This window comes from Azospirillum sp. TSO35-2 (assembly GCF_003116095.1).
In the GTDB taxonomy this organism is placed as follows: Bacteria; Pseudomonadota; Alphaproteobacteria; order Azospirillales; family Azospirillaceae; genus Azospirillum.
Window position 1 is genome coordinate 303,792 of sequence record NZ_LGRA01000008.1, and the last position, 11,913, is coordinate 315,704.

The following is an 11,913-nucleotide window of genomic DNA, read 5'->3' on the forward strand; positions in this document are numbered from 1 at the left end:
CCGGCCACCGCGGATGGGCGGGATTTACGCCGCCTTGCGTTCGCGGCGCAAGGCCCATTTCACCGTGATGCCCTCGGGGCCGCATTGCCCCTGCATCATGATCTGGCGGGTGCGGCGCGGCTCGCCGTCGCCGTTGGAGCTGCTGCCGAGATAGACGCTCTCCGCCACCTCCAGCAGGGCGCCGGTCACCCGCATGCGCCACGCGTTGCCGCTGGGCAGCCGCAGCAGCACCTGATCATTGCCCTGGACCGGCACCACCTCGACCTGCGGGTGCAGGTGGAAGCGGATGGCGTAGGGCTGGGGCTGCGGGCTGGCGCCGATCACCGGTTCCAGCGTGTCCTCGCCGCGCAGGTCCTCGCCGTTGTCGGCCAGATAGACCCGGCGGCGGTGCAGCAGGCCGAAGCCCTTGCTGTAGCCGTTGTGGGTGGCGACCACCAGCATGGCGCCGTCGGATTCCTGCCGCTCGCAGCCGACATGCGTCGGCCGGCGGCCCAGTCCGCCCGCCTCCAGCACCTCCGACGAGTTGGTGTCAGCGACAATCATGGTGGAATGGGCGGCGGTGCCGGCCAGCGCCGCGCGCCACGGGCCGCGCTGGGACGGGTGGCTGCCGCAATTGACGATCAGCCGCTCCTTGTTGACGGACACCTCCATCGACAGGGTGCCGGCGTGGGCGGTGCGGTCCAGCCCCGGCGGCGGCGGCGCCCCGGTGTCGAGCAGCACCAGCGTGCGCCCGGCGATCAGCCGTTCGAATCCGGTGTGCGGCGCGCTCTTCAGCGGCCGGCCGCGGGCGTCGGCCTGGGCCAGCACGGTGTCGATCAGCGCCGGCTCCTCCTCCCGCCCGCCGTTGAACAGGGCGAGCCCGCCGTCGACGTGGCGGAAGAAGCGCAGCGCCGGCGTCATGCGGTCGATGGCGTGCTGGAGCGACTCCGGCACCTCCTCCCGCGCGACGCGCAGCACGGCGCGCATGTCGATCAGGTCGCGCAGCACCCGCAGCTGGATCGACGGGTTGCGTTCGACATGGCCGCCGTCGGGCAGGATCTGGCGGGGCAGCTCGCGGTCGAGCAGGCGCAGCGCCTCGCGCCCGGCCTTCTCGTGGCCCGGCAGGCAGAAGCCGCCATAGACCAGCCCCTTGATGGCGCCGATCAGCCGCTCGCCATCGAGTTTTCCGGGCAGGACGCGCAGCAGGTGGCGCAGTTGCCGGGCCAGGCTCTCGAACACCCGGGCGCGGAACTCGTCGTCGGCCGAGGCGCAGTAGAAGTCATGCAGGCCGATCCAGTTTGACAGCCGGACGCCCAGGACGTCGGGCGCCCAGCTCTGCGCGTGCCAGCCGCTGTTCTGGTCGAGCCACGACCACACCAGCACCCGCGCCCGCCGCCGCGCCATGTCGCCGCCGACCGCGCGCAGGTCGCGCATCCACTCGAAGCCATGGGCGGCGCGCAGCCAGCCGGGGGTGGCGAGCGACGGGCGCCAGTGCGGCGCCCCGTTGGGATCGACGGCGATGGCCTGCCCGGCGAAGCGCATCTGCCCGGCGAGCATCGCGCTGCCGTTGTCGGCGTCGCCCGGCCAGGGATCGGGCGGGATCACCGCCAGCGCCCCCGGTGCCTTGCCGCCCAGCATCAGGGCGTAAAGCGGGTTGCCATAGGCAAGGCGTGCCATGCCGCTGCGAAACCGTCCGTTCCCGTCGCCCATCGCGCCGACTCCTTCAGGACCGCGGACGGCGTTGGCGGCCGGCGGAGGGTGATGATGCGGTGCGGTACGGCGCGGACGAAAGCATGAGCGTGTCGTATCAATTCGCCGCCCGCACCGCAAGACGGCCCTGGGTCCTAATCGGAGGTCCTAGTCCGGACGGCGGCGCAGCCGGGCGATGAAGAAGCCGTCGATGCCGCCGAGATCGGCCAGCATGCCCGGCAGCGAGCGGACCTCGCCGGCCTCGTTGATCGGCTCTGACAGGCCGCCCAGCTCGTCGGGCGTGATCGCCCAGCGTTCCACCCGGCCGTCCCGCTGCAGCAGGCGGGCGATCTGCGCCTCGCCCTCGTCCGGCTGGATCGAGCAGGTGCAGTAGATCAGCGTGCCGCCGGGCCGGACCAGATCGACGGCGCGGGCCAGCAGCCGGGACTGGGCGCGGGCCAGCTTGGCGATGTCCTCCGAGGTCTTGACCCGCAGGATGTCGGGATGGCGGCGGATCGCCCCGGTCGCCGAACAGGGCGCGTCGAGCAGCACGGCGTCGGCCGGCTCCTCCGGCTCCCAGGTGGCGGCGTCGGTGGCCAGCAGCTCGGCGTCCAGCCGCAGGCGCTTCAGGTTCTCCGTCACCCGCTCCAGCCGCTTGGCCGAGCGGTCGATGGCGGTAACCCGGGCGCCCTGCGCCGCCAGCTGCGCCGTCTTGCCGCCGGGGGCGGCGCACAGGTCGAACACCCGCTTGCCCGCAAGATCGCCGAACAGCTTGGCCGGCAGCGAGGCGGCGAGGTCCTGCACCCACCATTCGCCCTCCTCGAAGCCGGGAAGCTCGACCACCGACCCGCCGGCCGCGCGGCGCAGCGAACCGGTCGGCAGCAGGGTGGCCTCCAGCCGCTCGGCCCAGCCGGCGGGGTCGGACTTCACCGTGATGTCCAGCGGCGCCTCGTGCAGGTGCGCCTCGACGATGCCGCGGGTGCGGGCGGTGCCATAGGCGGAGCGCCAGGTCAGCCACAGCCAGTCCGGCGTGTTCAGCCGCCCGGCGTCCTGCCGCGCCGCCATCGCCGGCCCTTCGCGGCCGACCCGCCGCAGCACGGCGTTGATCAGCCCCTTGTAGGGGGCGGCGTTGCGCGCCGCCGCCAGCTCCACCGCGGTGTCGACCGCGGCGTGGGCGGGGGTGTTGAGGAAGATCAGCTGCGCCGTTCCCAGCCGCAGCATGTCGTGGATGGCGGCCTTGGGCAGCCCCGGCTTGGCGAGGCAGCCCTGGATCAGCTCGTCGATCTGGCCCAGCCGGCGCAGCACGGTGGCGACCAGCAGGCGGACGAAGCCGCGGTCGCGCGGCTGCAACGCCGCCAGTTCGGGATGCGCGTCGAACGCATCGTCAAAGGGAACGGACTTGCGCAGCACGTCGCGCAGCAGGTCGAGCGCAACGCCGCGGGCGGCGAGAGTGGTGTCGGTCATGATAGGGATCTAACGCGCCGGACGCCGGGTGTCGATACGCTAAGCCACGCGGTCCGCTGCGGTCCGGTCGATGTCGGTTCGGCGCGCGCATGCACGGGGGCGTGCATAAGGCTGGAAAAGCGAAGGGCCGGTGCGTTGCCGCCCGGCCCTTGGTCTTCGCATTGTACCGGAGAACTGGAGCGGGCGAAGGGATTCGAACCCTCGACCCCAACCTTGGCAAGGTTGTGCTCTACCCCTGAGCTACGCCCGCGCTCCGTATCCACCGGGCTTTCTGCACCGTCGCTTTCGCGGCGGCCGTTCCAACCGGCGGCGTGCGGCGGACTATACTCATCGCCGAACGCAATGCAAGCGCCTTGTTTCACTTTTTTTGACCGGCTGGACGATTCTCCGCGAGCCCGGTAAAACGGTGGTATGGACACCGCATCGCCCTCCCTTTCCGGAGCGCACCCGTCCGACGCGGACCGGGACGCGCCCCTGCCGACCTCGCCGGAGCAACTGCTGGCGCGGCTCGACGCGCTCGGCATCGCGACCACCACGCACCGCCATCCGCCGCTGCACACGGTGGAGGAAAGCAAGGCGCTGCGCGGCTCCCTGCCCGGCGGCCATTGCAAGAACCTGTTCCTGAAGGACAAGAAGGACCAGCACTGGCTGGTGGTGGCGCTGGAGGATGCGCGCGTCGACCTGAACCGGCTGGACAAGCGCATCGGCTCGGCCCGGCTGTCCTTCGCCTCGGCGGACCGGTTGTGGCGGCATCTCGGCATCCGGCCGGGGTCGGTCACCCCCTTCGCCCTGGTGAACGACACCGCGCAGACCGTGCGCGTCGTCCTGCAGCAGGCGATGATGGAGTGCGCGTTGCTGAACTACCACCCGCTGCTGAACGACCGCACCACGGCGATCCGTCCCGACGACCTGCTGCGCTTCATCCGCGCCTGCGGGCACGAGCCGGCGATCGTCGCCTTCGGAACAGCCGATTCCACCGCGGATGAGGCCTGAATCCGGGCGCCGGCGTCCTGTGGGCCGCCACGGAACGCTTGCTTGAGCCGCCCTGCACGCTCATCTATGTCGGCATCCATGTCGGCAACCGCCAGATCGGCAACTCCATGGCCCAGCATGATGTCCCAATCGGGGTGTCCGGCCGGGCCAGAAATCGGGGTGTCCGGCCGGGCCAGACGTCACGAACGGGACCGAACCACACCATGTTCTCCAAGCCCCCCGCCAACGCGCCCATGCCCGCAGCCGCACCCGCCGCCGGTGCCGGTGACGTCGTCAAGGACACCACCGACCGCGCCTTCATGGCCGACGTGATCGAGGCGTCGCGCGACGTCCCGATCATCGTCGATTTCTGGGCGCCCTGGTGCGGCCCCTGCAAGCAGTTGGGTCCGATCATCGAAAAGGTGGTGCGCGCCGCCAAGGGCGCCGTCCGCCTGGTGAAGATCGACACCGACGCCAACCCGATGATCGCCTCGCAGCTGCGGGTGCAGTCGATCCCGGCGGTCTACGCCTTCTTCCAGGGTCGCCCGGTCGACGGCTTCATGGGGGCCGTGCCCGAATCGCAGGTGAAGGCCTTCGTCGACAAGCTGGTGGCCCTGGCCAAGCAGGCCGGCGTCAGCGCCCCCGGCGGCGACGTGCTGGAGGAGGCCTTCGCCCATGCCAAGGAACTGATGGACGGCGGCGACCTTCAGGGCGCGCTCGACCTCTACGGCCAGATCCTGCAGGCGGAGCCGGAAAGCGCCCAGGCCTTCGCCGGCATTGTCCGCTGCCTGATCGCCGGCGGCGACCTCGCCCACGCCAAGGAGATGCTGGCCCAGGCCCCCGAGGCCATCGCCAAGGACAAGGAGCTGGCCAACGTCCGCGCCGCGCTGGAGGTGGCGGAGCAGGCGGCCAACGCCGGCCCGATCCCCGAGTTGATGGAGAAGGTCGCCCACGACGCCAACGACCACGCGTCGCGTTTCGACCTCGCCATGGCGCTCTACGCCGCCGGCAAGCGCGAAGCCGCGGTGGACGAGCTGCTGCAGATCGTCAAGCGCGACCGCAGCTGGAACGACGACGCCGCCCGCAAGCAGCTGGTGAAGTTCTTCGAGGCGTTCGGCCAGACCGACCCGCTGACGGTGCAGACCCGGCGCAAACTGTCGACGATCATGTTCAGCTGACGCTTTTCCGGTGACGGGACGGCTGTTCGTCGGGCGAAGGGGTTCTATCTGTTTGGCATGACCAGGAATCCCTTCGACCCGTCTTTCGGCCAGCTTCCTACGATGATGCCGATCTTCCCGCTGGCCGGCGTCCTGTTGTTGCCGCGTGCGCGGCTGCCGCTGAACGTCTTCGAACCGCGCTACCTCGCCATGATCGAGGATGCGCTGGGTGCCGGCCGGATGATCGGCATGATCCAGCCGACCGACCCGGATTGCCGCAAGCGCGACCCGGCGGTCTACCCCAACGGCTGCGCCGGCCGGATCACCAGCTTCGCCGAAACCGACGACGGCCGTTTCCTGATCACGCTGACCGGCGTGGCGCGATTCGCCGTGGCGCGCGAGGCCGAGGGGGTGCGCGGCTATCGCCGCGTCGTCCCCGACTGGAAGCGCTTCGAGGCCGACCTGGAGCCGGAGCCCTGCGGCGGGGTCGACCGGCCGCGGCTGCTGTCGGCGTTGAAGAGCTATTTCCGCATCCAGGGCCTGTCGGTCGACTGGAAATCCATCGAATCGACGCTGGACGAGCGGCTGGTCAACTCGCTGGCGATGATCTGCCCGTTCAGCCCCGGCGAAAAGCAGGCCCTGCTGGAAGCCGCGACCTTGGCGGAGCGCGGGAAGCTCTTGATCGGCTTGGTCGAGATGGCCATTCTCGACAGCCACGAGGGGGACGGCCCGCCGCCGCGGCACTGACCCCAGTCGCTCACCCCTGCCCCTATGAATGCGAGACACGACATGGCGACGCCCGAGGACAAGAGCAGCGAATCGAAGACCAGCGCCCGCGTCGACCCCAAGCTGCTGGAGATCCTGGTCTGCCCGCTGACCAAGGGACCGCTGCGCTACGACGCCGAGCGCGGCGAGCTGGTCAGCGAGCGCGCCGGCCTGGCCTACCCGATCCGCGACGGCATCCCGATCATGCTGATCGACGAGGCGCGCAGCCTGGACAAGGCGGGGTCGTCGCGATGAGTCCGGACGATTCCCAGGGCGAGGGCTTCGGCACCGTCCACTGGCCGACCGAGATCCGCCTGAAGAAGGAGGAGAAGCGGCTGGAGGTCGCGTTCGACGACGGCAGCCGCTTCTCCTACCCGGCGGAGTTCCTGCGCGTCGTCAGCCCGTCCGCCGAGGTGCAGGGCCACAACCCCAGCCAGAAGCAGACGGTGTCGGGCCGCCGCCATGTCGGCATCATGGGGGTGGAGGCGGTCGGCAACTACGCCATCCGCATCCTGTTCGACGATCTGCACGACAGCGGCATCTACACCTGGAAATACCTCCACGAGATCGGCACCGACCAGGACCGCCTGTGGGCCGAGTATCTGGAGGAGCTGCAGGCCAAGGGCCTGAGCCGCGAGCCGCCGCGGCGGTGAGTCCATCCCAATTCGCCCTCTCCCGCCCCGGGAGAGGGCGTTCACGTCACTTCCAGATCGGCGTTCCGCTGCCGGGCAGCCCGTACAGGTCCCATTTCCGGCTGACCGTCTCGACGATCTCGTCGGACATGCGGATCTTCTGGCCCCATTCGCGCTTGGTTTCCGGCGGCCACTTGTTGGTGGCGTCCAGGCCGACCTTGCCGCCCAAACCCGATTCGGGGCTGGCGAAGTCGAGATAGTCGATCGGCGTGCCCTCGATCACCGTGATGTCGCGGGCCGGATCCATGCGGGTCGACATCGCCCACATCACGTCCTTCCAGTTCCGCGCGTCGATGTCGTCGTCCACGACGATCACCCATTTCGTGTACATGAACTGGCGCAGGAACGACCAGACACCCATCATCACGCGCTTGGCGTGGCCGGGATAGGCCTTCTTCATGCTGACCACCGCGATGCGGTAGGAGCAGCCTTCCGGCGGCAGCCAGAAATCGACGATTTCCGGGAACTGCTGGATCAGCAGCGGGATGAACACCTCGTTCAGCGCCTCGCCCAGCACCGACGGCTCGTCGGGCGGGCGGCCGGTGAAGGTCGACAGGTAGATCGGCTTGCGCCGCATCGTCATCGCGGTGACGGTGAAGACCGGGAACGGCTCGACCGAGTTGTAATAGCCGGTGTGGTCACCGTAGGGACCCTCGTCGGCGTACTCGTCCAGGCTGACATGGCCTTCCAGCACGATCTCGGCCTGGGCCGGCACCTTCAGCGGCACCGTCTTGCACTCCACCAGCTCGACCTTCTTGCCGCGCAGCAGGCCGGCGAACTGGTATTCCGACAGGGTGTCGGGCACCGGCGTCACCGCCGCCAGGATGGTGCCGGGATCGGCCCCCAGCACGACGGCGCAGGGCAGCGGCTCGCGCTTCCCACTCGCCGCCCAGCGGTGATGGTGCTGGGCGCCGCCGCGGTGCTTCAGCCAGCGCATGATGGTCTTGTTCTTTCCCAGCACCTGCATGCGGTAGATGCCGAGGTTGAAGTCGTCCTCGCGCTTGCCCGTAGGGCCCTTGGTCACCACCAGCGGCCAGGTGATCAGCGGCGCCGGCTCCCCCGGCCAGCAGCTCTGCACCGGCAGGCGGCCGAGGTCGATGTCGTCGCCGGTCAGCACCACCTCCTGGCACGGCGCCGAGCCGACGGTCTTCGGCTTCATCGACAGCACGGTCTTGGCGAGCGGGATCAGTTCCAGCGCCTCGCGGAAGCCGCCGGGCGGTTCCGGCTGCTTGAGGAAGGCCAGCGTCTCGCCGACGGCACGCAACTGGTGCGGCTCGCGGTCCATGCCCCAGGCGACGCGCTCCACCGTGCCGAACAGGTTGACCAGCACCGGCATCTCCGATCGGGTGCCGTCGGCCTTCACGACATTCTCGAACAGCACCGCCGGGCCGCCTTCGGCCAGCAGGCGGGTCTGAATCTCGGTCATTTCCAGCACGGTCGACACCGGCTCCTTGACCACCACCAGCCGCCCCGCCGTCTCCAGCCGGTCGATGAAGTCGCGCAACGAGGTGTAGGGCATCGCCGGGTGTTCCGTGTGTGTGGTTCGAAGCGGACGATAACCTTCAACCCGGCGGCCGGTCCGTCAAGTGCGGTGCGGCTGGTCTCAAAAGAAAAACCCCTCCCCCACCGTCGGCGGACCAAGAGTCCGTCCGATCGTGGAAGAGGGGTTTCGCAAGGCCGGTGCCGGTGTACGAGTCCCGGCCCCGGGATCAGTACATGTGCTGGCCGCCGTTGACCGACAGGGTCGAGCCGGTCATGAAGCCGTTCTCGTCGTCCACGAGGTACAGCACCGCCTTGGCGATCTCCGAGGCGCGGCCGAGACGGCCGACCGGGATGCGGGCGACGATCTTCTCCAGCACGTTGGCCGGCACCGCGCGCACCATGTCGGTGTCGATGTAGCCGGGGGCGATGGCGTTGACCGTGATGCCCTTGGCCGCGCTTTCCTGCGCCAGGGCCTTGGTGAAGCCGTGGATGCCGGACTTGGCGGCGGCGTAGTTGACCTGGCCGTATTGGCCGGCCTGACCGTTCACCGAGCCGATGTTGACGATGCGGCCGAAGCCGCGCTCGCGCATGCCCTCGATGACGTTGCGGCACATGTTGAAGCAGGAGGACAGGTTGGTGTGGATCACCTTTTCCCACTGCTCGTAGGTCATGCGGTGCATGACGCCGTCACGGGTGATGCCGGCGTTGTTGATGAGCACGTCGACCGGACCCAGCTCGGCTTCGATCTTGGCGATGCCATCCTTGCAGGCGTCGAAGTCCGACACGTCGAACTTGTAGGCCGGGATTCCGGTGCGGGCGGTGAATTCCTTCGCCGCATCGTCGTTGCCGGCATAATTGGCGGCAACCTTGTAACCGGCGTTCTTCAACGCGACGGCCACGGCTTCGCCGATGCCGCGGGTGCCGCCGGTGACGACTGCAACACGAGCCATTGTTTTTCTCCCCAGAATTTGATGGTGATTTGGTTGGTTTGTTTGTTGTTCTTGGATGCGTCCGCACCCCCGCAGGCCCGGAGGTACGCCGCGTCAAAAGGAAGCGGGCCGCTTCCCGAATGGCTTCCCGAACGGAAAGCGGCCCGTTGGGGTCAGTCGCGCTGGACGCAGAGGGCAATGCCCATGCCGCCGCCGATGCACAGGGTGGCGAGGCCCTTCTTGGCGTCACGCTTCTGCATTTCGAACAGCAGCGTGGTCAGGACGCGGGCGCCCGAGGCGCCGACCGGGTGGCCGAGCGCGATGGCGCCGCCGTTGACGTTCACCTTGGCCAAGTCCCAGCCCAGGTCCTTGTTGACGGCCAGCGCCTGGGCGGCGAACGCCTCGTTCGCTTCGATCAGGTCGAGGTCGTCGACGGTCCAGCCGGCCTTTTCCAGCGCCTTGCGCGACGCCGGGATCGGGCCGGTGCCCATGATCGACGGATCGACGCCGGCGGTCGCCCACGACACGATGCGGGCCAGCGGGGTGACGCCGCGCTTGGCCGCGTTCTCCGCCGTCATCAGCACCAGCGCCGCGGCGCCGTCGTTGATGCCCGAGGCGTTGCCGGCGGTCACCGTGCCGTCCTTGGAGAAGGCCGGGCGCAGCTTGGCCAGCGACTCCGCCGTGGTGCCGTGCTTCGGATACTCGTCGTCCGACACGACGACGTCGCCCTTGCGGCCCTTGATGGTGACCGGGACGATCTCGTCCTTGAAGCGGCCGGACTTCTGCGCGGCCTCGGCCTTCTGCTGGCTGGCGGCGGCGAAGGCGTCCTGCTCGGCGCGGGTCAGCTGCCACTTCTGGGCGACGTTCTCCGCGGTGGTGCCCATGTGATAGCCATGGAAGGCGTCGGTCAGGCCGTCGCGCAGCATGGTGTCGAGCAGTTCCGCCGTGCCCATCTTGGTGCCGTTGCGCAGGTGCATGACGTGCGGCGCCATGCTCATGCTCTCCTGGCCGCCGACGACCAGAACGTCGGCGTCGCCGCTCTTGATCGCCTGGTAGCCGAGCGCCACGGTGCGCAGGCCGGAACCGCAGAGCTGGTTGACGCCGATGGCGGTCGCTTCCACCGGGATGCCGGCGTTGACGGCGGCCTGGCGGGCCGGGTTCTGGCCCTGGCCGGCGGTCAGGATCTGGCCAAAGATGACCTCGTCCACTTCCGCCGCATCGGTCTTGGCACGGGCCAGCGCTTCGCGGATCGCGACCTCGCCCAGCACGTGGGCGGGAACGGCGCTGAGAGCACCGTTGAAGCTGCCGATGGGCGTACGGGCGGCACCGGCGATAACAACTTCGGTCATGGAACGCTCCTCGAATTTGGATAGTTTTATTATAGCGCTGGTGGGACGCTCGGATTGTTTCTAACCTTAAGACGCGCAGCCGGCCGGACGCAAGATGGCCGAAGGTCGCTGCACTAACCTGTCGCAGCAAGCCAATCGGCCAGAGGTTGCCACACTCCGGTTTCCGCACCGGCGCTGACCACCATCCCAATGTGGCCGAGCGGCGGGCGCAGCGTCCGCGCGGCAGGGATCGCGGCGGCCAGCGCCAACGCCGAGGCGGGCGGGACGATGCGGTCGCGCTCGGGGATCAGCGCCAGGGTGGGCACGCGGATGGCGGCCGGATCGACCGGCAGCCCGGCGACCAGCCAGTTGCCCGTCATCGTGTCGTTGCGCCCGTACCAGCCGGCCAGCGCGTCGCGCGCCACCCCGGCGACCAGCGGCACGCCGTCGTTCAGCCAATCCTCCAGCGCGACAAAGGCCTCGGCGGCGCGGCTGGACGAGTCCATCCGGGCGAACTGGCTGAATTTCTTGAGCGCCAGCAACGGGTCGAGCTGGGCGAACAGCGCCTGGAGCGCGTCGGTCGGCAACTCGCCCCAGCGTTCCAGCATCGGACCGCAGGGCTGGATGAAGGTGGCGACGCGGCGGGCGGTCGCGGCGTCCTCGGCGTGGAAATCCCAGGGTGTGGCCATCAGCCCCAGCCCGGCGACGTCCCGCGGCCGGCGCTGCGCCAGCGCCGCCGCCAGCAGCCCGCCCATGCAATAGCCGACCACCGGCACCGGCCGGCCATGGCCCACCACCACCGCCTCCAGCGCGCGTTCCAGCCGCCCGGCGATGTAGTCGGTCAGGGTGAAACGGCGCTCCAGCGGCCCCGGCATGCCCCAGTCGAGCAGCAGCGGACGGAAACCCCGCGCCGCCAGCCAGCGCATCAGGCTCTTGTCGCGCGACAGGTCGAGGATGTAGTGCCGGTTGACCAGCGACGGCACGAACAGCACGGGCCGCCCGCCGGCCGGCCCCTCCCCGTCACCACCACGCTGGCCATAATCGAGCAGGCACGACCCGCCTTCCGCCCAGACCGTCGGCGGATCGGGCAGGTCGCGGAGGTAGGGATGGCGGCGGTAGCGCTCGATCCCGGTCAGGACGGCGTCGATGCGCCGGCGGATTTCGCGGTCAACCGCGCGGTGCAGGTGGTCGGCGCCGTCGGGTTGCCGCTCCGCCTGCGACATTTCGTCCCGCAGGCTCGCCGCCCGCGTCCGCAGGGCCGGTTTCCAGGGAAGCGAGCCGTTCCTCAAGAGCGGCAATCCGGCCGAGGAGCTGAGCAAGCTGCTCAGCGCCGCCGTCAGGTGCAGGCCCAGCGGGCGCGGGCCGCGGCGCATCGGCGTGCCGTCCGCCCGCCTCTTGTCCGCCAGACGCTCGGTCATCGGAAGGCTGTCCGTGTTGGGGAGGGACGTGGTTGGGG

The 11,913-nt window shown here is 69.6% G+C and carries 11 protein-coding genes and 1 tRNA gene; 5 read left to right on the forward strand and 7 right to left on the reverse strand.

All coding sequences use genetic code 11. The features are described from left to right. Positions 1-24: 24 nt before the first annotated feature. The 3 genes from TSO352_RS02905 to TSO352_RS02915 all read right to left on the reverse strand — a co-directional run bounded on the left by TSO352_RS02905 (position 25) and on the right by TSO352_RS02915 (position 3,382). On the reverse strand, positions 25-1,689 hold the full coding sequence (locus tag TSO352_RS02905; RefSeq protein ID WP_109105874.1) for a heparinase II/III family protein: 1,665 nt from the start codon (positions 1,687-1,689) through the stop codon (positions 25-27). 147 nt (positions 1,690-1,836) lie between these two features. Further along, positions 1,837-3,132, reverse strand: a complete 1,296-nt coding sequence (locus TSO352_RS02910) for a transcription antitermination factor NusB (RefSeq protein ID WP_109105875.1) — start codon at positions 3,130-3,132, stop codon at positions 1,837-1,839. Between the two features lie 175 nt (positions 3,133-3,307). Beyond that, a tRNA-Gly gene (locus tag TSO352_RS02915) sits at positions 3,308-3,382 on the reverse strand. Positions 3,383-3,543: 161 nt separating this feature from the next. Between TSO352_RS02915 and TSO352_RS02920 the strand changes: the two genes are divergently transcribed. From TSO352_RS02920 to TSO352_RS02940, 5 genes are all read left to right on the forward strand, one after another. Then, positions 3,544-4,125, forward strand: coding sequence for a prolyl-tRNA synthetase associated domain-containing protein (locus TSO352_RS02920; protein ID WP_109105876.1), 582 nt, complete (start codon positions 3,544-3,546; stop codon positions 4,123-4,125). A 203-nt stretch (positions 4,126-4,328) separates the two neighbouring features. Beyond that, on the forward strand, positions 4,329-5,282 hold the full coding sequence (locus tag TSO352_RS02925) for a co-chaperone YbbN (protein ID WP_109105877.1): 954 nt from the start codon (positions 4,329-4,331) through the stop codon (positions 5,280-5,282). A gap of 57 nt (positions 5,283-5,339) precedes the next feature. Then, entirely contained in the window at positions 5,340-6,008 is a 669-nt protein-coding gene (locus tag TSO352_RS02930) for an LON peptidase substrate-binding domain-containing protein (protein WP_109105878.1), read from the forward strand. A gap of 42 nt (positions 6,009-6,050) precedes the next feature. Next, positions 6,051-6,281 carry a Trm112 family protein gene (locus tag TSO352_RS02935; protein ID WP_109105879.1) on the forward strand — a complete coding sequence of 77 codons (231 nt, stop codon included), beginning with the start codon at positions 6,051-6,053 and terminating at the stop codon, positions 6,279-6,281. Next, positions 6,278-6,679, forward strand: coding sequence for a DUF971 domain-containing protein (locus TSO352_RS02940; protein ID WP_109105880.1), 402 nt, complete (start codon positions 6,278-6,280; stop codon positions 6,677-6,679). Before TSO352_RS02935 ends, TSO352_RS02940 begins: the two co-directional genes overlap by 4 nt. A gap of 46 nt (positions 6,680-6,725) precedes the next feature. On the opposite strand, the gene TSO352_RS02945 is transcribed toward TSO352_RS02940, so the two are convergent. The 4 genes from TSO352_RS02945 to TSO352_RS02960 all read right to left on the reverse strand — a co-directional run bounded on the left by TSO352_RS02945 (position 6,726) and on the right by TSO352_RS02960 (position 11,875). Beyond that, a complete protein-coding gene (locus TSO352_RS02945; RefSeq protein WP_109105881.1) occupies positions 6,726-8,237 on the reverse strand; it encodes a UbiD family decarboxylase in 1,512 nt (503 codons plus the stop codon). A 190-nt stretch (positions 8,238-8,427) separates the two neighbouring features. Beyond that, positions 8,428-9,150, reverse strand: a complete 723-nt coding sequence (gene phbB, locus TSO352_RS02950; protein ID WP_109105882.1) for an acetoacetyl-CoA reductase — start codon at positions 9,148-9,150, stop codon at positions 8,428-8,430. A 152-nt stretch (positions 9,151-9,302) separates the two neighbouring features. Further along, positions 9,303-10,478, reverse strand: a complete 1,176-nt coding sequence (locus TSO352_RS02955) for an acetyl-CoA C-acetyltransferase (protein WP_109105883.1) — start codon at positions 10,476-10,478, stop codon at positions 9,303-9,305. A 113-nt stretch (positions 10,479-10,591) separates the two neighbouring features. After that, positions 10,592-11,875, reverse strand: coding sequence for an alpha/beta fold hydrolase (locus TSO352_RS02960; RefSeq protein ID WP_247871866.1), 1,284 nt, complete (start codon positions 11,873-11,875; stop codon positions 10,592-10,594). Positions 11,876-11,913: the final 38 nt, after the last annotated feature.

Bases quoted from the DNA above. Each gene is read 5' to 3' on its own strand.
- TSO352_RS02925 (WP_109105877.1), top strand. From the start codon at position 4,329: ATGTTCTCCAAGCCCCCCGCCAACGCGCCCATGCCCGCAGCCGCACCC.
- TSO352_RS02960 (WP_247871866.1), bottom strand. From the start codon at position 11,875: ATGACCGAGCGTCTGGCGGACAAGAGGCGGGCGGACGGCACGCCGATG.
- TSO352_RS02905 (WP_109105874.1), bottom strand. From the start codon at position 1,689: ATGGGCGACGGGAACGGACGGTTTCGCAGCGGCATGGCACGCCTTGCC.
- TSO352_RS02920 (WP_109105876.1), top strand. From the start codon at position 3,544: ATGGACACCGCATCGCCCTCCCTTTCCGGAGCGCACCCGTCCGACGCG.
- TSO352_RS02935 (WP_109105879.1), top strand. From the start codon at position 6,051: ATGGCGACGCCCGAGGACAAGAGCAGCGAATCGAAGACCAGCGCCCGC.
- TSO352_RS02940 (WP_109105880.1), top strand. From the start codon at position 6,278: ATGAGTCCGGACGATTCCCAGGGCGAGGGCTTCGGCACCGTCCACTGG.
- phbB (WP_109105882.1), bottom strand. From the start codon at position 9,150: ATGGCTCGTGTTGCAGTCGTCACCGGCGGCACCCGCGGCATCGGCGAA.
- TSO352_RS02930 (WP_109105878.1), top strand. From the start codon at position 5,340: ATGACCAGGAATCCCTTCGACCCGTCTTTCGGCCAGCTTCCTACGATG.
- TSO352_RS02910 (WP_109105875.1), bottom strand. From the start codon at position 3,132: ATGACCGACACCACTCTCGCCGCCCGCGGCGTTGCGCTCGACCTGCTG.
- TSO352_RS02955 (WP_109105883.1), bottom strand. From the start codon at position 10,478: ATGACCGAAGTTGTTATCGCCGGTGCCGCCCGTACGCCCATCGGCAGC.
- TSO352_RS02945 (WP_109105881.1), bottom strand. From the start codon at position 8,237: ATGCCCTACACCTCGTTGCGCGACTTCATCGACCGGCTGGAGACGGCG.